Here is a 26,111-nt window from a genome sequence, read left to right on the forward strand (position 1 = left end):
GAGCAGCACGAGCGCGGCCGCGGCGAGCGGCAGGGTGAGCGCGTCGGGCAGCCGGTGCGCCGCGAAGTCGACGACAGCGAGCAGCACGCCGACCGGAGCGAGCACCAGCCAGACCACCAGCTCGGGGCGCGCTCCCGTCACGGCCGCCAGCACAGCACAGACGACGGCCACGACAACGGCGATGGCAGGCGTGCTCGGGCCGAACGCGTCCCCGTCGGCGCAGCGGGCCCGCCCGAGCCATCCGCCCCGGGCACCGGCGAGGGGGTGCCCGGCAGGACACGCGGCTCGCCACGGCTCATCGGGCGGTACGGAAAACCGGTACGCGGCGCGCGGTATGAGCAGACCTGTGCCAGCACCCCACAGGACCGCCGCCGCGGTGATCCAGATCGTCTCCACCGAACGGAGCTTATGCTCAGCCCGTCCGGTGTTGCGGACGGCCCGTAGTGAGGAGCGCGTGCATGCTGTTGAGGCCCGGAACGACCTGTGCTGAGGCGATCGCGCTGGTGGATCGCCTGACCGCCCAAGGGCTCAACGACGTCCAGAACTCCGTGCCGCATGTGGTCGGAAACGCGGTGCCGGGCATGTCCCAGGAGCACTGGGATGCCGTCGCGCGGGTGCACCGCATATACGACGAGTGGACGCTGCAGGCCGGGCACGAGCTGCTGGACGTGTTCGCTGACCGGTCGGTGGCGGCGCGGCTGCGGGGCGAGCGGTACAACGCGATCATGCACGGTCAGTTCACCGCCGACCGCTTCACGGTTCTGATGAACACTGAGCTGCAGGAACTGCGCAGTTATTTCATGGAGTTGGCCAACGAACTGCGCCGGGCACAGGAGCGCTTCACCCGCCACCGAGTGCGGACGGTGGTACTGGATACCAACGATCTGTTGCATTACATGCGCTTCGACAAGATCCCGTGGCAGAGGCTCTTCGGCGGCGGCACGTCCGTGATGATCCCGCACGTCGTGATCGACGAGATCGATAAGAAGTCGTACGACACCCACGACACCGGCGTCCGGAAGCGGGCGCGTGCCGTCTTCGCGCTCCTGGAGCAGACGCTGGCCCAGATCGAAGCCGACGGCCACGCGGTGGTGAATGAGGACACCGTCGTCGACGTCCTGCTGGACGAGCCCGGGCATGTGCGGCTGCCGAACAACGACGATGAGATCGTCGCGCGCGCCTGCTATCTCCAGCAGGCCATAGCCCCGGCACAGGTCACGGTGGTCACCGGGGACAACGGGATGCGGGCTCGTGCTCTGTCCTGGGGGCTGAAGGCCTGCGTCCTGGACGAGAAGTACAAGATCGAGCGGCTGGGTGCAGCAGAGAAGGCGGCCAACGAGCAGACGATTACGTTTAACGCGCCCGACGACGAGAACGGTTAGCCCCGGGCTCGGCCGGCCTCAGCCGGTGGACCAGGCGCGCAGTTGCGCGGCGACCTCCTGCACGCGGGCGCCCTTGTGCTTGGCTCGCATGACGAGCGCGAGGGCTCTTCCGGCTCGTGGTCCAGCCTGATGCCGTTGGTGTTGAGGTACGTCTCGGCGACCAGCCAGGCGAAGAACTCGTTCTTCGCCTCCCAGGCTGTTAGGCAAAGAGCCCTCCATCGATTGGCCCCGGAGCTACAGCAGCTTCCGCAACGAAATGTCCAAGGCGGCCGGAGTCGGCGTGGCCAGGATCCGCTGCCACCCCAACACCTGGGCCTATCTGCAAGAGAACGTCCCCCGGGACGAAGACAAGGGCACCGGCGACGTCTTCCGCCCTCCGGCCCAGGAAGAGATCGTGACCGAGAAAGACGGCATGATCACTGTGCCTCTGTCCGGGACCAGCCTCGCCGCGGTGCTCAGCTGGTGCCGCACTGCGGTGTCGAGCACGCTCAAGGGCCCGTGGACTGCTCTGGACGAGGCCATCGGCCGCCGCGTTGGCGGAGGTATGGCAAAAGGCCCGGTCAGCACACGTGTTGGCGTCCGGGCGCAGCCACGGCGAGACATCCACCGCCAACACGAGCCGACCGTCCGCCGCCCGTGGCAATGGCACCCCAGCCAGGGCACGACGCAGCCGGGCAACATCGATCCGGCCCTGGTTGAGTCCGCCGTACAGCGCTCCGTGCCCACGACGGTGCTCGGGAGCGAGCGCGAGATCAACCAGCGTCCGCACCGGCCCGTCCGTGCATAGCAGCGCATCGCATAACTCGAACAACGCGTCGCCCCGCACGGTCAGAGACGCGTACAGCTCCGACCGGAAGTGTGACACTTCCGCGAACGCATCCCGCAGGACGCCCTGATGCACCAAACTCACGACCACGGCCTTCGCGCTGATCCACTCTGTGACGGAGCACAGGATCAGACGGAGGCCGCCTACGTGTCCGCTGAAGTGCGAAAACGCTGATCAAGTTCGAACCACGTTCGACGCCGGTCGTTAAACGACAAGATCAGGAGCTGTTCCAAAACTGCTCGGCGTCGCAGTGCTGGTTGAAGGTATCAGCGTGGCTAACCCCATGATCCTCTCCGCAACGCCGCCTCAACCCCGTGACGGGCATGCTGGGACGCGCGTGCCTGATCGGTGGCTTGGCTGATGTACTCCAGGTGCCGAGCTGGACGTGACTCAGAACTTGAACTCGAAGTCTTCGCCGAAGTCGCTGAAGTATCTGGTGGCGACTTGCGTCCACAGTCCGTTGATCTGTCGCTGACCGATCACTTGGTCATCCATTACCCAGCTAAACGCGCCGCTCCAGCACTTTCCTGGCGTGATGACCGTGGACGTAAGGTTTCCATGATGCGGGAACTTGAGCCGTTCGGCCGAACTGGAGCCGTTGCAGTGCTTGACGGTGACGGTGGCGTCAATGCTGCCGGAATCAGCGTGGGCGGACCCTGCCACCTGAAGGGACAGGAGGACTCCTGCCAGGGCCGCGATGAGGGATCCGGTACGCATGCGCATGGAACATCTCCATTCCCAAGAGTGGGGCGGGCGCTGGATGGCGCCTCCGGCAAGTCCTACGTCGAATCTGCTTCCTGCGTTCACATGTCAAAGGAGCAATCACCGACCCGGTGATTGCTCAACGGAGCAGACCACTGGGTGCGTTGTCCAGCCGATACCAGCAGGTGAGGCTGAGGAAGACACCTCACACGCCAATGCGGCTGAACAGATGTCGCTGCTCGGTGGGGTGCCAGTCTCCGTGGTCGTCGCGGCGCCACCGGTAGCGGGTCATGGCGCCGGGTGTCGCCCGAGGGCGGAGAAGACCCATAGTTTTCCGGCCTGGTTGAGCCGGTCGTTCAGACCCAACAGCGAGTGATCCTGGACTTCTTCCCGGATACCCTGGTGACGAGTGAGGAACCGGCGTATGCCTTCAAGCCGCGGGCGTCGGCGAAGCGGTGGCGGTCATCCCCGATCTCAGCAAGCACCCGGTCGCCGAGTTGAGGTCCGAGCCCGGGGAAGCTCAGCAGCTCGTCAGCGTCCGGGTAGCACAAGGCCGACGACCGAGCCGTACTTGTCGACGACGGGAACTGTGGCGCGGTACTGCCAGCCGAGGTTGCCCGGCACCTTGTCCTTGAAGGGCTGGCCCTTCGCGGGATATGGAGCCGAAGGCGCGCGTTCCGATCTTCGCGGTGTCGGGTTGCCTGAAACGGATCCCGTCCCTGTCCGTCACGATGATGAAGTCCACGCCCGGCTCGCGCCGGGCGCGCTCAGCCAGCGGCTACAAGCTCGCCGTGGGATCAGGGGACTGCAGGGATTCCGCTATCCCCGGCGAGTTGGCGAATGTGGCGGCGGCGACCATCGCCTGGTTCCAGGCGTCTTGCTCGTTCTCGTGCTGGGCCTGCAGGACGAGTGCCGTGCCTGCGGCGGCGATCACGACCACCAGGATCGACACCCTCAGCAGGAGCACTTGTCGGACAGAGTGTGTGGGCCCCATCCGGGTGGCGGTCTCGTTTCACCGCCCTTGGGCCGACTTTCGGAGAAACCGGAAAAAACCGCAGGCCAGCGTGCTCTCCGGGAATAGTTCATGTTAAGACAGTGTGGCCCTCCGGGCGATTCCCGGGGCGGATGGCAGCCCGGCCGACGACCAGGTCCGCCATCCTCAGTGCGGTTGCGAATTAGGGCCCCTCCGGGCGAAGGGGAAGGTGCGGATGCCGCATCCTTCAGGCAAGGAAGCCGCACCCGCAAGGTGCCCTCGACCTGGGTCCCGTCAGGTACGCCGCGCTGACGCGTCTCCCGTTCCTTACTCACCCGGGGTCGTTACCTGGTCACCCGGAGAGCGCCCTCGGCCCCTCGGTGCCGGACACATCAACCAGCCAGTTGTCGAGCAGCTCCATGCCGAGCGTGGGGCTGTCGTGCCGGCAGTGCTCCCGTCGAAGAGGGTTCGCGTGCCGGTGGCCTTGACGCCCCAGCGGACCGTTCGCTCGAGGAGGGAGCCGAGCACGATGTCGGTAGGGCACCCGTGGTGGCGTCGGGCGCCCCGCGCCCGCGCCTGGTCCGCGCACGGGCACCGGCAGTTTCAAGTGGTCAGTTGGCCATGCCCAGGACCCGACCGCCGGTTGCCCCCGTGCGCTCCCCTTCGAGCAGACTGGGCACACCGTTAACCAGGACGGTGGAGAAGCCGGTCGACAGTTGCCAGGGTTCGTCGAACGTCGAGTGGTCGATCACGGTATCCGGGTCGAAGACGGCGATGTCCGCGGCCATTCCGAGGCTCAGCACGCCCCGGTCGCTCACACGGATTCGCGATGCGGGCAGCGAGGTCATCTTGCGTACGGCCTCCTCGATGGAGAGCACCCCTTGCTCGCGCACGTAGCGTCCGAGGACCCGGGCGAACGTGCCGAAGCTGCGCGGATGCGGACGGCCCCGGCGTTCTGTGGTCATGACCCAGCCGTCACTGGCCACCGCGCACCAGGGGTGGCGCAGCACGGTGGTGACGTCGTCCTCGCTCATGGCGTGGTTGACGATCATGACGTTGGCGTGGTGCTGCTCAAGGATGCGCAGAGCCGCCTCGGCGGGATCGGTTCCCTCGCTCCGGCCGATCTCAGCGATGGACCTGCCGGTGCTTGCGCTGTAGGGGCCCTCGGGGAGGTCAGCGATGACGACACCCTCAGGGTCGATGTCGCGACCGAACCTGGCCCGTAGTTCTGTCGCGATCCGGTCGCGGGCGGCGGGGTCGGCTAGCCTCTGCAGCAGCGCCTCGGCGCCGCCGTCGATGGCCCAGGCAGGCAGCCGGGAGACGAGCCCTGTGCTGGAGGCGGTGTAGGGGTAGACGTCGGTGGTGACGTCCAGGCCTTGGGCACGGGCTTCGTCGATGAGCGCCAGAGCCTCGACCACCGCGCCATGGTTTTCGGGACCCATTGCCTTGAGGTGGGAGATCTCCAGGCGCGCACCGGCCGCGGCGGCCGCCTCGATCGCCTCGCGTACCGCCTCGATGAGTCTCGACGTCTCATTGCGCACGTGGGTGGAGTAGAGCAGTCCGGCCGAGGCAGCTGCCTTCACCAAGGCCCGGACCTCCGTAGGATCGGCGAAGAGCCCGGGCGCGTAGATCAGGCCCGTGGAAAAGCCGACGGCGCCTTGCCGGGCGGCGTCCGTCACCAGCCGACACATCCGCTGGAGCTCCTCCTCGTTCGGGGCGCGGTCCTCGTCACCGAGGACGGCCACGCGTACCGCGTTGTGGCCGACCTGGAGGGCCACGTTGACCGCGGGCGCGGTCCGGTTGATGGTCTGCCCGTATCCTTCGGCGTCTCGCCACGACCAGCTGAGCTCACGGCCGTCCAGGACACCGGAGCCGCGTACCAGGTCCACGTCCTCGACCGGGAACGGGGAATGCCCGCAGTTGCCGGTTACCAAAGTGGTGACCCCCTGCGCAATCTGCGTGTCGGCGGCGGGGCGGGACTCCAGGGCGTAGTCGGCGTGCGAGTGCAGGTCGATGAAGCCCGGCGTCACCACCTGCCCGGTCGCATCGATCTCACGGTCACCGCTGAGGCGACCGGCAGTCAGCGCGGCGATCCGTCCGTCTGTGATGCCGACGTTGAGGCGTTGGGCCGGGGCACCGGTGCCGTCGACGACGTCGCCTCCGTTGATGACGATGTCATAGCTGGACATGAGGGGTTCCTTGTTCTCTCTGCGAGGTCTCCCTGGGACCGTCGGCGAGGGCCTCAGGGAGGGCTTGCTGTTCCGAACGATGTCTAAGCGGTCTCGATGAGCAGAATGCCCGTGTACATCAGGCATGAAGGGAGGAGTAGCGCGAGCCCGGTGAGGATCATGTTGTTCAGCCGGTCGGAGCGGGCCAGGCCCATGGCGCCGACCATGTTGGCGTTCGGGAAGGGACCGTACGTGTCGGCCTTGGAGGCGAAGAGCAGCACCACGACCCAGGCTCCGGGCCCGACTCCCACGCTTGCCGCTAGCGTGCCGAACACCTTGTCGAGCAGGACGACCTGCGCTGCGGTGGCGCCCGGGACGCCGACCCAGCCCAGCAGCGCGATGACGATCGCGAAGAGGAACGGCGAGAGACCGCCCAGGTTGTCGCCGTAGGTGTCAAGAATCACTTGGAACGGGGCGAGCGCGTCGATGACCGCGAACAGCGCGGCGAGCAGCCAGAACAGCAGGAAGACGGAGACCAGTTGGGCTGCGCCCCCGAACATCTTGGTGATCGTCTCGGTGGGGCTCATGCCTCCTGCGACGCCCGCCACGAGGCCCATCAGGGGCAGCGCCAGGAGCGGGAACGTCGTGCCCGCCTCGGAGACGACGGCGTAGACGACGCACACGAGGAGGGTGATGACGAACGCGACGGTCGCCCGCAGGCTGTGCCGGTTGGTCTCCTGGCAGGCCGGGTCGAAACTCTCGGGGTCGTATGTGTCACCGGTGCCTTCGGTGCGCCGCTGCATCCAGGGGACCACGAGAAGACCCACGATGACCGAGAGGACGGCCAGCGGACCTGCGCCGTAGACCAGGTACTGGAAGTAGCCGACCTGGGCCGCGTCCATGATGGCGATGTTCGAGCCGGCGAACGGCGCGAGGGCCAGGCCCGCGGCGCCGCCGACGAACATCATCGCCGCGCCGGCAGAGCGGGTAAACCCGATCCGGGCGAGGATCGGCAGCAGCAGCGGAGCGGCGATGGCCAGCGCGCCCGCGAGGGTGCCCAGGCTGGCGACCAGGATGAGGCAGGACATCATGACGCCGAAGGTGGTCGCGGTGCGGCTGTGCTCGCCGACGCATCGCATCACTCCGCGCACGATGGTCGCGGCGATCCCGGTGGTGCGCAGCACCTCGCCGACCCCCGCACCCAGCATGATGATGAGGCCGATGATGGTGATCTGTTCGCCCAGCGATGTGCCGAGCATTTCCCCTACGTGAGCGGGGCTGGGCATCATGATCAGCAGCCCTGAGAACACGGCCACGATCGTGGCTACCAGGATGTCCATGCCCAGGAGGGCGAGCAGCGCGTACAGGACGATCGGTACCAGACCCCAGAGGGTCGGCACGTCGGTCAGCGGGCCCAGTACTGCGGACAGCAGCAGTCCACCGATGGTGAAGCCGTTCAGGATCCGGCGGCGCAGCACACTCTGGCGGGGCCCGGCCGCACTGGTCTTCGTGTCCGACTGCCCCTCGGCAGGGGCGGCGTCGACATGCGTCATGGTGAATTCCTTCGACTCGACCGGTCAGTGGCCATGGCGGGCGAGGAGCTGGTCAATGGTCTGAGCTGGCCGCAACACCTGGAAGTGGACGTCGCCCGAGGCGTCGACCCGGACGCCGTACACCGCGGGCTCAGGGAGGCTGTTGTAGTGGAACGGGGTGGAAAAGTAGTACGCGCCGGTGTCGAGGAGCGTGACGATGTCACCCGGCTCGAGCAACGGCAGCTCACGGCCCGTCGCGACCAGGTCGCCGGCGAAGCAGCAAGGGCCGGCCACGTCCTGCACGACGGGTTCGCTGTTCTTGTGCGCTCCGGACGGATCGTGCACGCCGATGCGCAGGGGCCATGAGTCGGGCATGAACACGGTGCGGGCCGCGACCTGGGCGCCGGCGTGGGTGATGGCGATGCGGCGGCCACCGGAGGTCTTGGTGTACTCGACGTACGCGGCGGTGAAGCCGTCCTTCGCGAGAACGGCGCGGCCGAACTCGGTGACGATGTCGTAACCGCCGGTGAACAGTGCGGGCGCGTGCTCGTGCAGGGCGGCGACGTAGTCGTCGAATCCGGGGGCCGTCTCGTCGCTGGTGAAATTGACGGGCAGACCACCGCCGATGTCGATGCCCGTCACCTGGCGACGGCCCAGTTCGGCGTTGACACCGTCGGCGAAGGCCACGGCCTTGGCGATGCCCTGGGCTATCAGATCCAGCGAGACCCCCTGCGAGCCCACATGCGTATGCACCCAGTTCAGATACGGACGCTCTCGGTAGGCGCGCACCAACCGCTCTTGACTGCCCTGGTCATCCAGCGCGATTCCGAACTTGGACGTGGCGGTGGCAGTGCTCATCGCGGCGATCGATCCGCCGCCCACCTGCGGATTGATCCGTATGCCGATGCGAGAGGCGGAGGGCGTGGACCGGGCCTTGAGGATCTCGCCGATACGGTCGAGCTCCTGGAAATTGTCCGCGTTGACGGCCACTCCCAGGTCGAGGGCATGGCGGAGTTCGGCACGGGTCTTGGCCGGGGAGTCGAAGACGATCTGTTCGGGAGCGAAGCCCGCGGCGAGGGCCTGGGCGAGCTCCCCGGGGCTGGCGACCTCGCATCCCATGCCGAGAGCGCGCAGCTCGCTCAGCACCGGCACCAGGCAGTTCGCCTTCGCGGCGAAGGTGTGCAGCACCTGCGAAGAGGAGGGGAACGCGCTGTGCAAGGAACCGACACGCGTGGCGACAGCGTCGAAGTCGACGAAGCCGGCCAACAACGCCCCGTCAGGGTCGAGGAGCCTCTGCTGTACCGCAGCGCGCAGGATGAGTTCGCGCCTGGGGGCAACCTGGGAGCTGATCACGCCACACCTTCCGGGGTCGACTGCGTGAACGTCCGGTGACATGTCCACGGGTCCGAACAGGCTGCCCGTGGCGGTGTGGCCGCGTCTTCGTGCCGCCGCCCGAGTTTTGAGACGCAGGGTCGCACGGAAGACCAACAGGCCGAAAATGATCGTTCCTCTTGGTGCAAGAGGACGAAGAATCCTCCCCGCCTTGATCCGCTCCTACCGCTCAAATGAGCGCGATGAACCACGCATCAGACCCCCATGCTGGTCCGGGCCTACGGCTCACATGTGTGACCCGCCATGCCCCAGCAAACGCAGCTGCAGATCGGCCAAAAGCCGGGAGTTCGGGTTGTCCAGATCGATTCCGCACACGTCACGCAGCCGCCGGACTCGGTAGCGGAAGGTGTTGGGGTGAACACCGAGAGCCCGGGACGCCGCGGGGATGTGGCCGAAGTGGTCGAGATAGGCGCGCAGAGTGTCGACAAGAGCGCTGCCGCCATGCTCCGCGTCGTAATCCGCAAGGCGCCGCACTGGGGTGTCCCGCGGTACATCTACCTCACGCAGAGTGTCCATGATGCGCAGCAACGCCACGGCCTCAGCCAGCTCTCCCACGCGCCCTGTCCCACGGGATGATCCGGTGAACCTCATGGCCCGCAGCGCGAGCTCGGCCGAATGCCGTGATGCGGGTGCCTGATCGAGACGGGAGGCTGTCTCCCCCACACCGATGCGCACCTGTGTTCCGAGATCGGCGGACAACTGCTGGGCAAGGGATGCGCTGCGCCGCGCCACCTGCGCAGCTGCCTGATCGGGCCCGGTGGCCAGGCCACAGATGAGCACCAGCGCGTCGCGCCCCTTTGGCACGATGAAGGCCTGGTGTCCGTGTGCGGCCGAGTAGAGCGCCAGGATGTCGTGCAGTCGGCTGCGCGGGTCGCCGCCGGAGCCGGGTGTAGTCCTGCCGGATTCCACGCCGCTAGCCTGATCCGGGTCGCGTGGCTCCGCGCAGACCATGATCACTGCGCACGGGGCCTCCAGCGGCACGCCTGCGCGTATGGCCAGCACTTCGGCGGAGCCATGCCCATCCAGCAGCGCCCGCGCGGCGTCCTGTATCAGATGGGCCTCGCCGGTACGGCACGACCGATGATGCAGCAGATGCGGGGCCGCCGCACGAGCGGCCCTGCGCAGGGCGTCGGCAGAGTCCGCCGGGAACGGCTGTCCAACAGACGCCACCCATATGGACCCCAGAACCTCGCCGGCAGCCACGACCGCGATGGCGAGGCGTTCCGGGATGCCCCCTTCAGCGGGCCGGTGGACGACGTCTCCCGAACCCCATAGGGCCGAGAAGAATCCGGCTTCCCGCAACGCCGCCACCCGCCACCGCGGTACCCGGCGCCCGAGGATGGTCAGACGACGGATCTCGTCGACGTCCGCGTCGGTGGTCGAGTAGGCGAGGACCCGTGAGCGTACGTCTTCGATCGTCACCGCGCCCCCGACCAGCGCCGCGACCGCTTCGGCCAACCCGTCCAGGTCGCCCAGTGCCACCTGTGCGATGTCCGGGTCGGCAGGGACGCCAGCCGCTGTCAACCCGGCTCTCAGCGCTCCGACGAGCTGGGCCCAGCCGACCCAGCCGGTTCGGAACAGCACAGCGACACCTGCGTCCGCAGCCGCATGATGCAGCGTGGCGGTGGACACGCCTGAGCGGACGTGCCGGAATATCACGGCCGCCGCTCCGCAGCGCCCTGCAGCGCGCACCAGGTCGGCGGCGTCGAGTGACTGCGGTTCCATGCCAACGGCCAGCACGACCTGTCCCGGCGCGGGTCTTGGCTCCTGTGGATCCCATACGGCCACGCCCTGGACCTCGATGGTCAGGCCCCGCGGCGCGCTGTAGACCTCCAGGGAACCACGGCCCACCACGGACAGGAGCCGTTCCAGCGTCACCTGTTCCGTCCCGGATCCTCGAGACAGGCCAGTGGTCGGCATCGGCGATCTCCACATTAGCGATCTACTTACGAAAAAGACGAATAGAATGAAGGTAACGGATGAGTCGAATTCCCAGTGATTCGCTATCGCTCCGCGCACACACAACTACGCGATGCGCACACCGCATATCCCGGAGACAGTGATGCACCGGCGTCCTCGGTGGCATCGCCTGCCACCGCACATCCCCCACCCCCGCCACGGTTGCCGCGCTGCGGCAGGGCGTCAGACAGATCGCGCTTGCCCCACTGACTGCCTGCACTCGTGAATTGGGCAAGGCGGCCACCAGTCCCGGCAGGGCTTTTCGATCTAGCGCCTCTCCAGCAGTTCGCGCGCCAGTGGCCCGTCTACGTTCGCATCCAGCGCCAGCCCGAGAGGGCGGCAGACTTCCGCCGCTGGGAAAAACGCCGCCGAGTCGGGCGAGGCGGCTGAGGCACGCAAGGCCGCCTCTCAGATCGGGCGGATACTGGCCGCGCACGCGGCCTCCCAGCCCGGTGAGCGCGGACTGGCACTGGGAGTACGACCCTGACCACGACCATGTGGTGGGCGGCCTCCCCGCTCAGTCGCCGAAGCCGAGCGTCTGGCCGACCAACTCGTCGCCCTCGCCTGTGCGGGCAACGATGTCAGCGACCTCGGAAACGGTCCCCGACCGGGCGGCCTGCGCCGTATGGACGCCGCCGGCGGCTGGTTCTACTCCGCAGCACGAGCGCACCCGCCACTTGCTGTCCCGCCTCCTCGACCCGGCGACGACACGGGTGGAGGAGGTGACCTCGGACCAGGTGGGCAAGGGCGAGTAGCCGTGCGACAAGGGTGCAGGTGGAATGTGGCGCGGCGCGCCTTCCCTCGCGGTGGGAAGGCGCGCCGCGCGCAGTGCAGCAGCTACCCGCGGTGCAGGAAGGCGTCCTCGACGCTCTGCTCGACTCGGTTGCCGGCCGCGTCGGTGGCGGAGACCCTCAGCGTGACCGGTCGGTCGCCGTGCAGGGAGGCCGGCCGCTTCAGTGTCGCGTCGAAGCGGTTTTCCGCAGCGCGTTCGGTGCGCGCTGTCGTCCACGTGGTGCCGCCGTCATAGGAGTAGGACACCGAGAGCTTTACGCCCTGGGGTGCGGGCAGGTTGTCCTGGTGGCGAACCCGGACACCCAGCGTGACGCGACGATGCGCATCGGCGGCGTTGAAGAGGTCCGTCTCCACGGCGTAGTCCAGTTGCAGCAGCGGCAGTGCCGCGGCGTCCGATGCGGGCTGTGAGGAGAAGTCCCAGCTCGTGCTGGTCCTTCGCGCGAAGGTCCACTCGGGGGAGGTACGCGTGGTGGTCAGGTCGAGCCGGTAGTCGGCGGCGTCGGCCGGAACCAGGTAGTCCGCCCATGCGCCGGCGGATGTCGCATACCGCTTCCCGTTCCGGTACAGCACCGCCGAAGCGGTTTCGCGATCGGCTCCGCCCATCTGCTCGTCGATGTCCGAGACGGTGGACCAGTGTCCCGCGCCGGAGTCCGCGAATTCGGGGATACGGACGGCCAGGGTGTTGCCAATGCGTGCAGAGGGCGTGGGGAAGCCCTTCGGGATGGCCGGCCTCACGACAGAGTGGTGCCAGTCCTCGCGCGTGTTCTTTCCCCCGGCGAAGCGACGGGGCAGGTCACGCATGCCGAAGGTGAGCGGGAAGTCCATGCCGGTCGGGCTGACCTTGTGGTGCACGACGTGCCGCCATGTCGTGTCACCGGCGCTGACGTACTCGGTGCGGCTTTCGCCGGTCCGCACGTAGCGGGCGTGCTGGTTCCACGCGACGGACTGGTAGGGCCGCCAGCCGAACCGCTGCTCGCTCGCCCACGGCGAACCGCCGTTGTCCGCGTAGTTCGCCGTCACTTTGGCACTGTTTCCTCCAGTAACGGCGTGTTCGACCTTTTGTGGGATCTGGCCCGACGACACCTGCATCACGTCGTAGAGGTACGGGTCCTTCTCGGTGCCGCTGAAGGACACCACCGTGCGCCTCTGCTTCGCGAGCGCCAGCAGGGCCTGCCCTTCCTGGAAGGTGACACGGACGGTCGGCAGTGCCAGGCTGGGCTGCTCCTGCGCCGGCGGCTCCCAACGTGTCCAGGCGTAAGGGTAGTCAGGGGTGAGGACCAGCATCACCGCGGCAGCGCCCGCCTTCGCGGCCGCTTCGACAGCGTCCCGCTCCATCCCGCCTTCGCTGCTGATCAGGGCGAGCTTGCCACGCAACCGGGCCGCGGAGAAGGGCTGCCGGCCGGCGTCCACGACCTCCAGACGCCGCGCGTCCGCGGTCAGGAAGGGTGAGCGCGGCAGGTAGTACGGCTGCGGCGCGAGAGTGGATCCGGGAACATCAGCGGTGATCAGCGGTGATGTGAGCTGCCAGCGGGAAGCGAACTCGAATGAGCCGTGGTTGACCTTGGCGGTGGGAGAGACGTACATCCGCTTGGCGATGGAGGGGTACTGCGTGCCCATCACCACGGAGCGGCCGTCCAGTTGCCGGTAGATCTGGTTGCTCATCACCGACAGCTGTTCGGCGGGCCGCGGCGTGCGGATCGTCACCTTCGTGGTCCGGCGGGCGTCCAGGACAACCTCCGTGTCCTTGGCACCGACCACGATCTCGGGCTGGACCATCGTGCGCAGTTCCTCGCCGTCCTGGGCGCTGTTCACCATGGACGTGGAAGCCTGGTAGATGCCCTCCTCGACCTGAGCGATGGCCGGGCCGTCGCCGTCGTGGAAGTAACTCACGAGACCGTCGGGCCCCCACATGAGCGGGTAGTCCGTGATCTCCTCGCCCCGCACATCCACCGTGTGGACGGTCAAGGTGCGCAGTGGGGCGTGGACCACCAGGCTCACGGTGGTGTGGGCAAGGGGCTTTCCGTCCGCCGAGGCGGTCACGTAGCCGTAGTAGCGACCGCGGCCGGCGGCCTTCGGGTCCGCCGCGAGGGATACGCGCGCCGTCCCGTGCGCCGGCACGGTCACCTTCTGCGAGTCCAGCCGTACCGAACCCTCCGGTGCGGCGCGCCCGTCCTCCGCGGCCAGCCGCATGTCGAGGTCGAGGGCAACGGCCTTGCCGGAGTCGTTGGTGTAGGTCACCTCAGAAGTGGTGGGCCTGCCGCCGTTGTCGCTCTCGCCCAGCCGGTAGGGGCCGAATGAAGTGGTGCCGGTGGCGGTCAGGGTTCCCGTCGCTGCGGGCAGGTCGAGCCGGCCCGCGCCCTGGTCGGCCACCAAGGTGCCCGGGACCGTGTGGGAAGTGCTGATCAGCGCGTCCTTGAGACGTGCCGCGCTCCACTCGGGGTGCTGCTGGGCGAGCAGTGCGGCCGCTCCGGCAACGTGCGGGGTGGCCATCGACGTTCCTGAGGAGGCCGTGTAGAGCGAGTCGACCGGGGAGCCCATGGACGTGCCCGAAGCGCGGGCCGCGACGACAGCCACGCCGGGAGCGGTCATGTCCGGCTTCACGGCGCCGTCTCCCGCGCGCGGGCCGCGGCTGGAGAACGGGGCCAGCGCATCGTTTCCGTCCACGGCACCGACGGTCAGAGCGCTGTCGGCGACCCCCGGCGAGCCCACCGTACTGTGCCCGCTCGCGCCGTTGTTGCCCGCCGCCACCACGAAGAGTGCGCCGCTCTCCTTGGAGACCTTGTCAAGAGCCTGGCTCATGGGGTCCGAGCCGTCCGAGACCTGGTCCGTGCCCAGGCTCATGTTGACAACGCGGGCGCCCTGAGCCGCGGCCCACTCCATCCCGGCGATCACGGACGACTCCGAACCGGTTCCGTCGTCGCCGAGAACCTTGCCGATCAGCAGGTCGGCGTGCGGGGCCACCCCGCTGCGCCGGCCCGGCGCGCCGGCCCCGCTGCCCGCAACCGTCGCCGCGACATGAGTGCCGTGCCCGAAGGCGTCCGCGATGCCGGAGGAACCGCCCGAGAAGTCCGCCGTCTCGGTGATGCGTCCCTTGAGATCAGGGTGATGGGCGTCGGCACCGGTGTCGAGGACGGCAATCTTCACTCCGTCTCCCTTGAGGCCGCTCTTCCACGCCGTCGGTGCGCCCACCTGTTCCAGATTGCGGTCCCAGGTGGTGGAGGCCTTCACTCGGCCATCCAGCCACACCTTGGGCGCATCGTCCTCAAGGCCACGGGCACCGGGGGCAGGAGCATCCTTGACGAGAGTGTTCCAAAAGCGCGTGGCGTCACCGGTGTTGACTGCTATCGCCTGCGCGTCGATGCTCTTCAGCACTTTCGCGGGCTTGGACCGCGAGCGCAGTTCCGTCAGCTTCCGTGCGGCGGAGCGGGCGGAATTACTGGGTGTTGAGACAATCACGGGAAGGGCGTCGATGTGCGCGGTGTCCAGTTTCTGCGCCAGCAAAGACGTGACGTTGAACAGCCGCTCGTCCACGCGTCCCGAAGCGATCGGCCCCAAGGCGTCGGACGGCAGGACCCGCACCTGTCCGTCCTGCTCGATCGTCTGGAACACGACGCGCTCGCGGCCCGGCCCGGGCGTCACCGATGCGGTGCGCCGACCGTCAGTGGCGGTTCCGAGCGTGACGCGGTCGCCCGTGATGAGCGCGACCGTGACCGCGGGGGCGGGTTTCGCCGGCGCAGCCGTGCCCGGTCCGGTCGAGGCCGCCGAAGCCTCGAGGCCGGGCCCGGCGAGAAGTACAGCCCCCGCCGAAAGCACAGCACCCCAGAGAGTGGGACATCTCATTCTTCCTGCGCCCTTCATTCAAGTGACTGCCGGGCGTAGCGCCGCGGACCGCTGCCCGCAGTCGTAGTCGAGCGCACAAGACGGGTACAACGATTTGACCTGGCCCATTGCTGCCGTGGCACCCGTGGGCCAGGATCACCGCGTGAAACCGGAACTCACGGAGGCGGGTGTCAGCCCCTTCGACGAAAGCGTCTACCGCATCCTCCTCACCCACCGCAGCGCTGGACCCGCCGACTTGCAGACGGCTCTGAACGCGCCCCTCCTGGCGATAGGGGCGGCGTTGGAGCGTCTGTGCGCGCAAGGACTCGCCAGCCGCCTGTCCTCGCCCCCCGGCACCTACACCGCGACTGAGCCCAGTACCGCGATCGAAGCGCTGGTACGAGCCCGAACCGCCGCCCTGGAACGGGTCCGTGGGCACGCCGGCGAACTTGCGCGCCTGTTCGCCCCCGCACGGGAGACCGCCACCAGCGAAGTGCAGATCATCCGCGGCAAGGCCGCCCTCGGCCGCTGGTTCGTTCGCCTCCAGCACGAGGCCGACGAAGAGGTGGTCACGCTCGACCACCCCCCGTACGCGCTGAGCACCTCACCCTCGATCCAGTCCACCGCGCTGCGCCGAGGTGTTCGCTATCGCACCGTCTATGCGCCGGAATCACTGAAGTGGCCGGGAGTCCTGGACAACGTGCGTGAACTCGCCGAGCTCGGCGAAGACGCGAGAGTGCTGGACGGCCTGCGCGTCAAACTCGCCATCGCCGACCGCAGGTTGGCGATCATGCCGCTCTCGCTCGACCTGGGGGACGACGTCCGGGCCGCAGTCGTCCGGCCGAGTGCCTTGCTGGACGCACTGATCGACCTGGCTGAGGCTCTATGGTCTCAAGCCCTTCCCATCGGCGCCCCCGCTGCGGACTTGCTGTCCCCCGAGGACCGCGCGGCCCTCACCCTCATGTGCAGCGGTATGAAGGACGAGGCCATCGCACGCCAACTCGGCTGGTCGCTCCGTACCATGCGACGCCGGGTTCAGGTCCTTTACGGGAAACTCGGCGCGAGCAACCGCTTCCAGGCCGGTGTCCTGGCTGCCCGCCGCGGCTGGATCGCCGAGTGAACCCGGTCCCGGAGGCGGTGCACCGGTGCCCGGCTGGGAACGGGCGCCTGCGGTGCTGGTGGAGATGGCGGCCGAGCATGACCCGGGCGAGGGCAGGCACTTCAAGGTGGCCGAGATGGTCTGCCTCGCCATGGCTCTCCGCGAAGCCTAGGGCGCCCGCCTGCTCCCTGGGCCGATGCTGTGGGACCTGCCGTCCAGCGGTGACGCGGTGCGTCGGGTCACGCTGCGGGAAGCCCTTGGCCGCAGCGCCGACCCCCATGCGGTTCTCCCGGAAGCACCAGCCCGGCCCGTTCGCCGCCACCGCATGCCCCAGGTTCGGCGTAGGTGTCCACCGCCGTAACCGGCACAACTTCGGTGTGTCACCCGCTAAAAGACGAGGCGCCGGTGGCCCAGCCCGAGCAGTTGGCCCGCCGATGACCAGTGTCTTTCGATCAAAACCAAAAGATGTAGCGGTCTTACTCCGGTCCAGCCAAGCTAGATCGCGTACGGGACTGCGGGTCGGCCAAGGGGACCAATGGGAAACCCCCGGGATATGAAGATGCGTAGCCCTATTTCTCCCTCCGCCACGCGCGCCGTCGGAGTCCTGGCAGTCACCGCTCTGGTGGCGGCTGGACTGACCGCAGCAACGAGTGCGTATGGCGGCGCTGAGAACTACACTACGGACTCCTTCAACGAGTGGCTCCGGGCACGTGGCGTACCACCACTTCCCGCTGCAGGGACATCAACGTGAAGCCCAACAACAACACATGTGGCCGTCTGCATCCGGGGCGAGGTGTGCAACCCGCCGGGCCCCTCTATTTCGGCCGGTAAATGGACTGTCGTCCGAGGGCCGGTCACCGACGGGACCCTGCTCTACCTGGACTTCGACCGCCCCACTAGCGGACAGGTCGCCTACTGATTTCACTCTCGCAGTGATCACCGAAGAGCTCCGGCGCGCCACCCGCGCCGGAGCTCTTTTCTCTGGGCAGGCAGACGGACAGACGCCTCGGCTTTCTGCTGGCGGACGCCGCTCACGCTCGTCGACCCGGACCTCCCGCCGGTGCTGGCCTACCCAGCTTCCCGAGGGACGTCCTGGTGGACCGGCCCACCCGCAGCGCCGCCCCCGAAACGCTGGCGAACCTTCTCGGGACCACGCGGGCCGCCTGCCTGCGCGTGATCGACGGCGGCTGCAGCACCGGAGAACTGGCCCGGCGTATCGGTGTCCCCGCTCCCGCCGCCAGCCAGCACGCCGGTGCGCTGCGCGAGGCTGACTCGATCACCTCCAACCGCCACGCAACACCGTGCTCCGTACCCTCGTCCCCCTCGGGTCAGCCCTCCTCCATGCCACACCGTCCAGACCCATGAACTCGACCGCAACCTGCGCAGGAGCAACGCCAACGCCCGCCACCCCGACGAGCTGGCCGCCCAACGCTACGAACGCGCGCATCCGCGGCGAACACGGGCATCAGCCAGGGCTGCCCCGTCACCGCGGTCGTCTGATCGATCATTCCGGCAGCGCCGGGCTGTTCAGGGCCCAGGGAGCGATCTCTTTCGCCACAGCAGGCAGCGGACGTGCCAGCGATCGGGGCCCAGCAGCGGTCGCCGAAGGACCAGTCGCCATTCTGTCGGGTAGTTCACCAGGCCCGCAGCCGTGCGTACAGCCCTCCGTCCGGTTGGCGCAGGCCTCCTCGCTGATGTCACGGCGTTGGTGCGGCAGGCGCCCTCGCTCTCCTCCGTGTCCGAGTTCATCGCGTGCGCAGGTCCAGCCCGCGTCAGGCGTGTGCCAGGGCGAGTCGAGGGCCGCGCCGACGCAGTGCGGAGCGATGTCGGGCGGTGATCACATACACCTGAGAATCGCCGAATCCCACGCCGCACAAGCCGCTGCGCTCATTGACGATCCCTCAAGTACACGGTTGCGAATGACGAGCCGAGATTCTCGTATCACGGCTCCGGAAACGCGCCGGGGTGACCGGCCCGGTGCGCGTTCGCCGCAGCAGCCGCGGGCGAGGAGTTACACGGTGCGCCATGACTCCAGTCTCTGGGCGACCGCCCTGAGGTCGGCATCCTGGGCACGCACCGCCTGAGCCAGTTCGAACAGTTCGTCGTCCTTGGCCTGGACCGGCTGGCCGGACAGGTGCATGTACTGGTGGGTGCAGCCCCAGCCGATGACGAGGTTGTAGTCCGTGAAGGGGCGCAGCAGCAAGGAGGCGTGCAGGAAGGTGGCGGCGCGGGAAGGGACCTCTTCGTAGTAGAGGTTGCCGCGTTCACGCTCGAACTTGTGCCGGTCGGCCATGAAGCCGAGGGCGCCCCAGTCCGCGATCGGCACGTTGAGGGGGGAGATCGCGGCCTGGACTTGCAGGACCCAGCCGACGTCGACGCGGACGATCGGGCTCACCGCTGGCCTGCGGGGAAGTGCTGCATGACGCCGGGAAGGATGCGCTCCGCCTCGGCGGCGGCACCTTCCACGAAGGCGATTCGATCAGCTTCCTCGACCGTCACGTCGTGGACGTGCTGCTTCAGGCTCTTGCCGGTGAGTGCGGCCCGGCTGCGCAGGCGGGTCATCTCTTCCGGGGAGAATTCAACGTTGAGAGCAGGCATGCCCCTACGGTACCTGGATTGGTACCACCTTGGGTACCGTGGGGTCGAGAACGCCGCGCCCAGCCTCTTCATCGAGGCCTCGCGTGGCACCAGCCGGGTTCTCATTCCCTCGCTGTGCCTTCTCGCCGCCGAGCGCCAAGGGCCTCTCCCTCGAAGCCCCGGTTGTATTCGGGGACCGCTCTCACGCCGCTCAATCCCACGTAGAGACGGCCGAATGCCTCCGCCCCGAGGGTTCGAAAGGGCCACGGAGCTCATGCGCCGCGCGAAACCGGCGGTTCGTCCGGGTCCTCGTCATGAGGTGACGGTGAAGGCGGTCAGGGCGGCGTGGCCGCTCGGCGGGGCGGTGACTCGTAGTGCCACGTAGCGTGCCGTGCGGTCGATGCGCAAGGTCCCGCGTGCCGACAGCCGTGCCGCGCCGTCGTACGTGCGGCCGTCCAGACTGAATTCCACTTGTGATGCCGGTACGCGGCCGCCCCGCCACTGCGTGCGGATGTCCCTGATCTGTCGTTCCGCGCCCAGGTCGACGACCATGCGTCCGTCGGGTCCGGCGATCCATGCGGTTCGTTCGTCTCCGTCGACGGCGGCCCCCGGGTCCGTCATACCGGGGGGTAGCGGCGCGGTCGGGAAGGTGGTGCGGCCGAGTGCCAGGTCGGCCAGGGGGTACGCCGTGGCGCGCGGCACGGTCACCGTCGTCATGCGGCCCGCTCGGACCGCAGCGGCGACTCGCCTGCCCTGAGCCGAGACGGTGACGCGGCAGGAAGGTCCGCTCAGCCGTACGGTATGGCCGTCGACCACCTCGGCACGCAGGCCGCCGGGTACGCGGCTGCCGGACAGGACGATGCGCGCGGGCTTCAGCACGGCACACGCGGCGGACAGTTCGGCGTGGTAGTCCGTGCCCGACTCGGTGATGGTCTGAACGCCCTCATAGAGGGAGACCTCGCCGGACGAGGAGTGCGGAATGGTCACGGTGGTGGTCACCGGGTCCGAGGAGAGGTTGAACAGGCTCAGGTAGTGCTCGGTGAGGGCGGCCCAGACGCTCGACGACCGCGCCGTGGGGGACTTGCGGGCGGCCGTGGCGCGCAGTTCCTCCGGCGTCGCGCCCGGGAAGCCCTCGGCCAGCAGGCTCTCGGCAGGTCCGTCGGACAGCAGGACCGTGTCGCCGTACACCGAGATCGGGTTGGTGCCGTGCCGTACGACGAGACCGGCGCGGCCGTCGATGTCCAGCCATCCGCCGCGGCTGGTGAGGTCGGGGCGCGGCCAGGCGGCGAGATCGGTCCACGTCTGTCCGTCGGCCGACCCCTGCAGCCGGTACGCCCTGCCCGCCGCGGTCTCCCAGCGCAGCGTCACCCGGTCCACGCTCCGGGGCTCGCCCAGGTCCACGGCGATCCAGCTGTCGGCCCGGGGTCGGTCCGCACGCGACACCGCCCACCGGGTCGTGCCGCTGCCGTCGATGGCGAGCGCGGGCTCCCTGCCCTGGTCGAAGGAGGACGCGGACGCCGAGCGCCAGGTCGGTACCCGTGGCTCCGTCCCGTATCTCGAAGGCGTACAGGGAGTAGCCGTATGTGGGATCGGGGCGTACTCCGAGCATGCGCAGCCAGCGGTACTGGCCGCGCGGGAAGGTGAGGTCGTCGACACGTGGTCCACCCGGGGTGGACGTGCCCTGGCGTGCCGGAACCGTGGTGTTCCCTTCGGCGGCCCGATAGGTGCGACTTCCACCCAGACCGGGCATTCCGGGCATGCTCAGGTTCCACACCTCCAGGTGGCCTTCCCCGTCCGCCGTGCCGGAGGTCGCGTAGACGATGGCGCCGGACGGCAGTGTGGTGAGTCCCGCGTACCCGGAGTCCAGCGTCAGCAGGGTCGCGCTGCCGTCGAAGCCGTCCCGGGCCCGGAAGTACGTGACCACCGACCGTCCCGTGACCCTGGCGCCGGCGCTCGGCAGGAACATCGGGGTCGCGCCGCTGAGTTTGAGCAGCCAGTCGTCGTGCGCCGGCTGCCAGGCGAATTTCACCAGACCGGGCTTGCTGACCGCCCCGGCCCACGCGCCCGGGGACTGGTGGGAGACCAGACCCGGGCCCGTGCCGTGGTCCGTGACGCCGCTCGCCTCCTCGAAGAGTTCGCGTTGCGAGAGCGGTCGCACCGGGGCCTGTCCCGACCGCGCCCGCCACTCGTGCAGGAGGTAGCTGATGGCGAGTTCGGCGCGGGCCTCGGGCTCGTACTTGGGCTCGCCCGAGAACTTCGCGAGGCGATACTGCGGGGGGTGGGCCTGGTAGGCCTCCAGGCGTTGCGCCAGGGCGAGTTCGCAGCCGGCGGCGGCGCGGTCGCCGGTGACCTGTGCCAGGAAGGCGAGCGGCAGGACGTCGCGGCCGTAGAGATGCTCGCGGTCGGCGACCATCGGCATCAGCGGCTCGCCGGCATCGCTCATCACGCCGAGCAGGGTGCGCCACAGCGGACCGGCGTTGGGCTGGGCGGTGAGGACTTCGGGCAGTGGGCGGCCGGCGGCGAGGAAGTGGGCGGCGTTGCGTCCGGAGGTCCTCCAGAGTTCCTCCTGGTAGTGAGGGCCGAACGAGCCGTGGTTCTCCACGATGAAGGTGTCGTACAGGTTCTGCGCGGTGTTCTCGCGGACGGCGACCCCGTCCACACGGGCCGGATTGGCCAGGTCGGCGGCCGGCAGACCCGCCTCGTTGCGTCTCCACCGGCCGAAGGCGGCACGCCATGTCTCGCTTCGGTGGTCGTCGCTCGCCCAAGCCAGGCCCGGGGCGAGCGCCTGGGCGTAGACGCCCATCTCCTCCAGCTTGGTGTCACCCTCGAAGCCGCCGCGGAGCCCGTGTGGACTCCAGTCGCCGGAATCGGGATCGTCGCCCGTGCCCAACTGCGCGGTGTACTCGGCCTGTTCGCGGGCGATGAGGTCGACGTTGCGGCGCGTCGCCTCGTCGAGATCGGCCCAGAGCAGACGGGCCGCCAGGACGAAGTAGGACTGGAACGTGGTGTCGAAGAACAGCTTCCGGCCCCACTGGGTGCCACCTGTCAGCCGGTTCGACGCCGCGAAGTGTCTGAGGGTGGCAAGGGTTCGGGTGCGCAGGACTTCCTTGGCGATTCCGGCGCGCTCGGCGTCGTACGGGCCCCGGGACAGCAGGACGGCGTTGCCCAGTACGACGGCGAAGCCGAAGTCCTTGGCGGTGTAGTGGCCTTGGGTCGCGTCCCATTGCGTCTCGGACCAGCGGGTGTGGGCGAGGAGGACGCGGTAGTACTTGTCCGCGACCGCGTCCGGTTCCGCGGCGACCGCGTCCCGTTCCGCGGCGACCGCGCCCTGTCCCGAAGTGAGGGCGAGCGGGTGGGCCGCCAGAAGGCCGGATACGCCGAGCGCCTGCATGGCTTGACGGCGGGTAAGTCCCGGAGCTTGTTGGGGCATTGGCGCGGCCCTCCATGTGACAACGATGTCAGAGAATGGCGGCCATTCTTCGGGGGTCATGTGAACACGTCAAGGGTTTCGGCGCGCATCGAAGTCGACGGCGGACCGAGCGGCGAGAGCGCTCTCACGGCCGCCGAGGGGCCGGTCAATTGGGTGGTGCAGACCTGTTGACCGACCCGTCGAACGACGCCTAGGTTTCGCGGTGGCGAAAGCGCTTGCTCCCGTCGGCCGCCCACCGACGGCCGACGGCCCACGCCCGCGTTGCCTCAGCCGCATGCCACAGGACCCGACTCACCGGGAGAACAGCCGCCGCACTCTTGACAACGATGTCAGCCATCGTCGAGGAGGCATCCGCCATGACACGAAGAACGGGCTCGCTCGCCTTAGCGCTCACCCTGCTCCTGGCCTTCCTCTCGGGCTGCTCCGACGGCGACGCGGCGAGCACCGAGACGGGAGGGAAAGTAACCCTCACCTTCGCCTGGTGGGGCAACGAAGACCGCGCCGAACGCACCAACCAGGCCGTCGACCTCTTCGAGAAGCGTCATCCGGGCGTCACCGTCCGCACCTCCTTCGCCGGCTACGAGGCGTACGTACAGAAGCTCGCCACGCAAGCGGCAGGCGGGGACCTGCCCGACGTGGCACAGCTCGACTACCGGCAGATCTCCCAGTACGCGGGCAGCGGCACGCTGCTGGATCTCGGCCCGTACATCGAGGACGGCTCACTGCGGACCGCCGATTTCGACGAGGGCCTGACGGGCACGGGCGCCTACGAGGGCAAGCAGTACGCCTTTCCGATGGGGCGGGGGTCGACCGGATTCGCGTACGACGGCTCAGTATTCGAGAAGGCCGGCGTGACGGCGCCGCGGCCCGGGTGGACCTGGGACGACTGGGTCGAGGCCGGCGAGAAGATCAGCGCCCTCGGGCTGAAGGGCCCCAACGGCCACGCCTACACCGGGGTCACCGACATCGGCGTGAACGAGGACGCCTTCGAGAACTGGCTGCGCGGCCGGGGCGGGAAACTCTACGCCTCCCAGCAAGAACTCGGTTTCACCGTCGAAGACTTGACGGAGTTCTGGACGTTCACGGACTCGCTGCGCCGGCGCGGCGTCGCCTCGCAGGCCAAGGACACGGCGCAGATCAGCGGCGCCGTCGAGGACACCCCGATGGGCCGCGGTCTGGCGGCCACCGACTTCAACTGGGACGGCCCCTTCCTCGGCTATCCGCCGCTGCTCGGCGAGAACGTCCACTTCGCGCCGGTGCCTACCACCGCCGGCAGGGCGGGTCAATACTTCAAGCCGACCATGCTCGTCGGCGTGGGCGCGGACACCCAGCATCCAAGGGAGGCCGCCGAGTTGATCGACTTCTTGCTCAATGACCCGGATGCGGGCGAGATCCTCGGCGTCACCCGCTCCACGCCTCCCAATCAGAGGATCGCCCAGGCCATCGGCAAGGGTCTTGAGGGACCGGAGAAGGAGGTCTACGACTACGGCCGCAAGATCGCCGCCTACGGAACGGACGCCCCCCCGATGGCTCCACCACGCGGTGACGTCGCCCTCCAGGTCGCCTTCACTCGCAGCTATCAGCGTGTCATCTACGAGATGCAGAGCCCGCGGGAGGCGGCCGAGGAGTTCGTGGCCGAGGCGAAGAGGGAGCTGCGATGACGACCACGACCACTGTGCCCGCCACCGCGCGCGCCTCCTCGGTGCCCCGGCCGCGGCGAGGGCGCCGGGAACGCCGGGGTCCCGCCTATGTCTTCCTCTCCCCCTGGATCCTCGGCGTCATCCTGCTCACGCTCGCGCCGATGGCCGTGTCGCTGTACCTGTCCTTCACCGACTACAACCTCTTCGACGCCCCCGAGTGGGTGGGGCTGCGCAACTACACCGACATGCTGACCGCGGACCCGCGGTACTGGCGGTCGGTGGGCACCACCCTCCTTTTCATCGTGGTCGCCGTCCCGCTCAAGCTCGCGCTCGCCCTGGGCGTCGCGCTCCTGCTCAACAGCACGCGCCGCGCCAAGGGCTTCTACCGTTCGGCCTTCTACGCCCCCTCGCTGCTCGGTGCGAGCATGTCCGTCGCGCTGGTGTGGCGGGCGCTCTACAACGACGGCGGCACCGTGGACGAGGTGCTGTCCTCCGTAGGGATCCACCTGGGCGGCTGGGTCGCCGACCCGGACCTGGCCGTGTTCGTGGTCGCGCTGCTGGCCGTGTGGCAGTTCGGGGCCCCGATGGTCATCTTCCTGGCCGGACTCCAGCAGATCCCGTCCGAGCTGTACGAGGCGGCCGCGCTCGACGGCGCGGGCGCGTGGCGGCGGTTCGTGTCCATCACGTTGCCCATGCTGTCGCCGGTGCTCTTCTTCAACCTCGTGCTGGAGACCATTCAGTCGTTCCAGGTCTTCACGCCGGCCTTCGCGATCAGCGGCGGCAAGGGCGGTCCTGCCGACTCGACGATGTTCTACACGCTCTATCTCTACGAACGCGGCTTCTCCGCCTCGCACATGGGCTACGCCTCCGCGATGGCGTGGATCCTGCTGCTCGGGATCGGTGCGGTGACCCTCATCCTGTTCGGGACCTCGCGCTCGTGGGTCTTCTACGCCAGTGAGGAGGCCCGATGACCACGGCCACACGCACCCGTACGGGCACTGTGGTGAAGCACGTCGGACTGCTCGTCGTGCTGCTCGTCCTGCTGTATCCGCTGGTGTGGCTGCTGGCCACGTCCCTGAAGCCGGCGGACGAGGTCATCACCAGCCTCAAGCTGCTGCCGAGCCGCTTGGAGTGGTCGAACTACACCACGGCTCTGGACGGCGTCAGCAACGTCGCGGTCTCCCGGCTGCTGGCCAACTCGCTGCTGATCAGCGTGGGTTCGGTGGCCGGCAACCTGCTGTCCTGCTCGCTGGCCGCCTTCGCCTTCGCCCGGCTGCGCTTCCGGATGCGCGGCGTGATGTTCGGCTTCATGATCGCGACGATGATGCTGCCGCACCATGCCGTGCTGATCCCGCAGTACATCATCTTCAACCGGCTCGGCATGGTGGACACGTACTGGCCGCTGATCCTGCCGAAGTTCCTGGCCACGGAGGCGTTCTTCGTCTTCCTCATCGTGCAGTTCATGCGAGGGCTGCCGCGCGAGCTGGAGGACGCCGCCCGCATCGACGGCTGCGGACCGTTCAGGGTCTTCTGGTCGGTCGTCCTTCCGCTGACCAGGCCCGCGCTGATCACCACGGCGATCTTCACGTTCATCTGGTCCTGGAACGACTTCTTCACCCAGCTGATCTATCTCTTCGACCCGGAGAAGTTCACGATCACCCTGGCGTTGCGCAACTTCGTGGATCAGTCCAGCAGTTCGGCGTACGGTCCGATGTTTGCGATGTCGGTGATCTCGCTCGTGCCGATCGTGCTGTTCTTCCTCGCCTTCCAGCGCTATCTCGTGCAGGGCATGGCGACGTCCGGACTGAAGGGCTGAGGCC

The 26,111-nt window shown here is 68.3% G+C and carries 15 protein-coding genes and 5 pseudogenes; 7 read left to right on the forward strand and 13 right to left on the reverse strand.

Features of this window, described 5'->3' with window-relative positions; translation table 11 throughout:
* Positions 1–396 (reverse strand): annotated as a pseudogene (locus ACIQWG_RS40105) (prepilin peptidase); the annotation flags it as partial.
* Between the two features lie 62 nt (positions 397–458).
* Here ACIQWG_RS40105 and ACIQWG_RS40110 point away from each other — a divergent pair.
* Positions 459–1,382 carry a PIN domain-containing protein gene (locus tag ACIQWG_RS40110; RefSeq protein WP_404105893.1) on the forward strand — a complete coding sequence of 308 codons (924 nt, stop codon included), beginning with the start codon at positions 459–461 and terminating at the stop codon, positions 1,380–1,382.
* A 529-nt stretch (positions 1,383–1,911) separates the two neighbouring features.
* On the opposite strand, the pseudogene ACIQWG_RS40115 reads toward ACIQWG_RS40110, so the two are convergent.
* From ACIQWG_RS40115 to ACIQWG_RS40150, 8 genes and pseudogenes are all read right to left on the reverse strand, one after another.
* Positions 1,912–2,292 (reverse strand): annotated as a pseudogene (locus tag ACIQWG_RS40115) (transposase); the annotation flags it as partial.
* Positions 2,293–2,598: 306 nt separating this feature from the next.
* Positions 2,599–2,931, reverse strand: a complete 333-nt coding sequence (locus tag ACIQWG_RS40120; RefSeq protein WP_404105896.1) for a hypothetical protein — start codon at positions 2,929–2,931, stop codon at positions 2,599–2,601.
* Between the two features lie 196 nt (positions 2,932–3,127).
* A pseudogene (locus ACIQWG_RS40125) lies at positions 3,128–3,443 on the reverse strand (transposase); the annotation flags it as partial.
* 245 nt (positions 3,444–3,688) lie between these two features.
* Positions 3,689–3,862 carry a hypothetical protein gene (locus tag ACIQWG_RS40130; protein ID WP_404105899.1) on the reverse strand — a complete coding sequence of 58 codons (174 nt, stop codon included), beginning with the start codon at positions 3,860–3,862 and terminating at the stop codon, positions 3,689–3,691.
* Between the two features lie 632 nt (positions 3,863–4,494).
* Positions 4,495–6,072: an amidohydrolase family protein gene (locus ACIQWG_RS40135; protein ID WP_404105902.1), complete on the reverse strand. Its 1,578-nt coding sequence runs from the start codon at positions 6,070–6,072 to the stop codon at positions 4,495–4,497.
* A gap of 83 nt (positions 6,073–6,155) precedes the next feature.
* Positions 6,156–7,604: a permease gene (locus ACIQWG_RS40140; RefSeq protein ID WP_404105904.1), complete on the reverse strand. Its 1,449-nt coding sequence runs from the start codon at positions 7,602–7,604 to the stop codon at positions 6,156–6,158.
* Between the two features lie 24 nt (positions 7,605–7,628).
* Positions 7,629–8,978 carry a diaminopimelate decarboxylase gene (locus ACIQWG_RS40145; RefSeq protein WP_404105907.1) on the reverse strand — a complete coding sequence of 450 codons (1,350 nt, stop codon included), beginning with the start codon at positions 8,976–8,978 and terminating at the stop codon, positions 7,629–7,631.
* Between the two features lie 222 nt (positions 8,979–9,200).
* Positions 9,201–10,895: a PucR family transcriptional regulator gene (locus ACIQWG_RS40150; RefSeq protein ID WP_404105909.1), complete on the reverse strand. Its 1,695-nt coding sequence runs from the start codon at positions 10,893–10,895 to the stop codon at positions 9,201–9,203.
* A gap of 692 nt (positions 10,896–11,587) precedes the next feature.
* On the opposite strand from ACIQWG_RS40150, the pseudogene ACIQWG_RS40155 reads away from it, so the two are divergent.
* A pseudogene (locus ACIQWG_RS40155) lies at positions 11,588–11,689 on the forward strand (amino acid ABC transporter ATP-binding protein); the annotation flags it as partial.
* A gap of 82 nt (positions 11,690–11,771) precedes the next feature.
* On the opposite strand, the gene ACIQWG_RS40160 reads toward ACIQWG_RS40155, so the two are convergent.
* Positions 11,772–15,335: a S8 family serine peptidase gene (locus ACIQWG_RS40160; protein WP_404105912.1), complete on the reverse strand. Its 3,564-nt coding sequence runs from the start codon at positions 15,333–15,335 to the stop codon at positions 11,772–11,774.
* 373 nt (positions 15,336–15,708) lie between these two features.
* Here ACIQWG_RS40160 and ACIQWG_RS40165 point away from each other — a divergent pair, with 373 nt between their 5' ends.
* Both ACIQWG_RS40165 and ACIQWG_RS40170 read left to right on the forward strand, forming a co-directional pair.
* Entirely contained in the window at positions 15,709–16,665 is a 957-nt protein-coding gene (locus tag ACIQWG_RS40165) for a hypothetical protein (RefSeq protein ID WP_404105915.1), read from the forward strand.
* 25 nt (positions 16,666–16,690) lie between these two features.
* Positions 16,691–16,816, forward strand: coding sequence for a hypothetical protein (locus ACIQWG_RS40170; protein WP_404105917.1), 126 nt, complete (start codon positions 16,691–16,693; stop codon positions 16,814–16,816).
* Positions 16,817–18,655: 1,839 nt separating this feature from the next.
* Here ACIQWG_RS40170 and ACIQWG_RS40175 read toward each other — a convergent pair.
* The 3 genes and pseudogenes from ACIQWG_RS40175 to ACIQWG_RS40185 all read right to left on the reverse strand — a co-directional run bounded on the left by ACIQWG_RS40175 (position 18,656) and on the right by ACIQWG_RS40185 (position 22,651).
* Positions 18,656–19,039: a hypothetical protein gene (locus tag ACIQWG_RS40175; protein ID WP_404105920.1), complete on the reverse strand. Its 384-nt coding sequence runs from the start codon at positions 19,037–19,039 to the stop codon at positions 18,656–18,658.
* On the reverse strand, positions 19,036–19,242 hold the full coding sequence (locus ACIQWG_RS40180; protein WP_404105922.1) for a hypothetical protein: 207 nt from the start codon (positions 19,240–19,242) through the stop codon (positions 19,036–19,038). Before ACIQWG_RS40180 ends, ACIQWG_RS40175 begins: the two co-directional genes overlap by 4 nt.
* Positions 19,243–19,533: 291 nt before the next feature.
* Positions 19,534–22,651, reverse strand: a pseudogene (locus ACIQWG_RS40185) (discoidin domain-containing protein).
* A 356-nt stretch (positions 22,652–23,007) separates the two neighbouring features.
* On the opposite strand from ACIQWG_RS40185, the gene ACIQWG_RS40190 reads away from it, so the two are divergent.
* From ACIQWG_RS40190 to ACIQWG_RS40200, 3 genes are read left to right on the forward strand one after another with little or no spacing between them, the layout of a single operon-like run.
* Positions 23,008–24,312 (forward strand): ABC transporter substrate-binding protein, encoded by a 1,305-nt coding sequence (locus ACIQWG_RS40190; RefSeq protein ID WP_404105925.1) that lies wholly within the window; start codon positions 23,008–23,010, stop codon positions 24,310–24,312.
* Positions 24,309–25,262: a carbohydrate ABC transporter permease gene (locus ACIQWG_RS40195; RefSeq protein WP_404105928.1), complete on the forward strand. Its 954-nt coding sequence runs from the start codon at positions 24,309–24,311 to the stop codon at positions 25,260–25,262. The genes ACIQWG_RS40190 and ACIQWG_RS40195 overlap by 4 nt, the downstream gene beginning before the upstream one ends.
* Positions 25,259–26,107 carry a carbohydrate ABC transporter permease gene (locus tag ACIQWG_RS40200; protein WP_404105931.1) on the forward strand — a complete coding sequence of 283 codons (849 nt, stop codon included), beginning with the start codon at positions 25,259–25,261 and terminating at the stop codon, positions 26,105–26,107. Before ACIQWG_RS40195 ends, ACIQWG_RS40200 begins: the two co-directional genes overlap by 4 nt.
* Positions 26,108–26,111: the final 4 nt, after the last annotated feature.

Origin of the sequence: Streptomyces sp. NPDC098781 (genome assembly GCF_044759995.1) — a bacterium.
Taxonomy (GTDB): Bacteria; Actinomycetota; Actinomycetes; order Streptomycetales; family Streptomycetaceae; genus Streptomyces.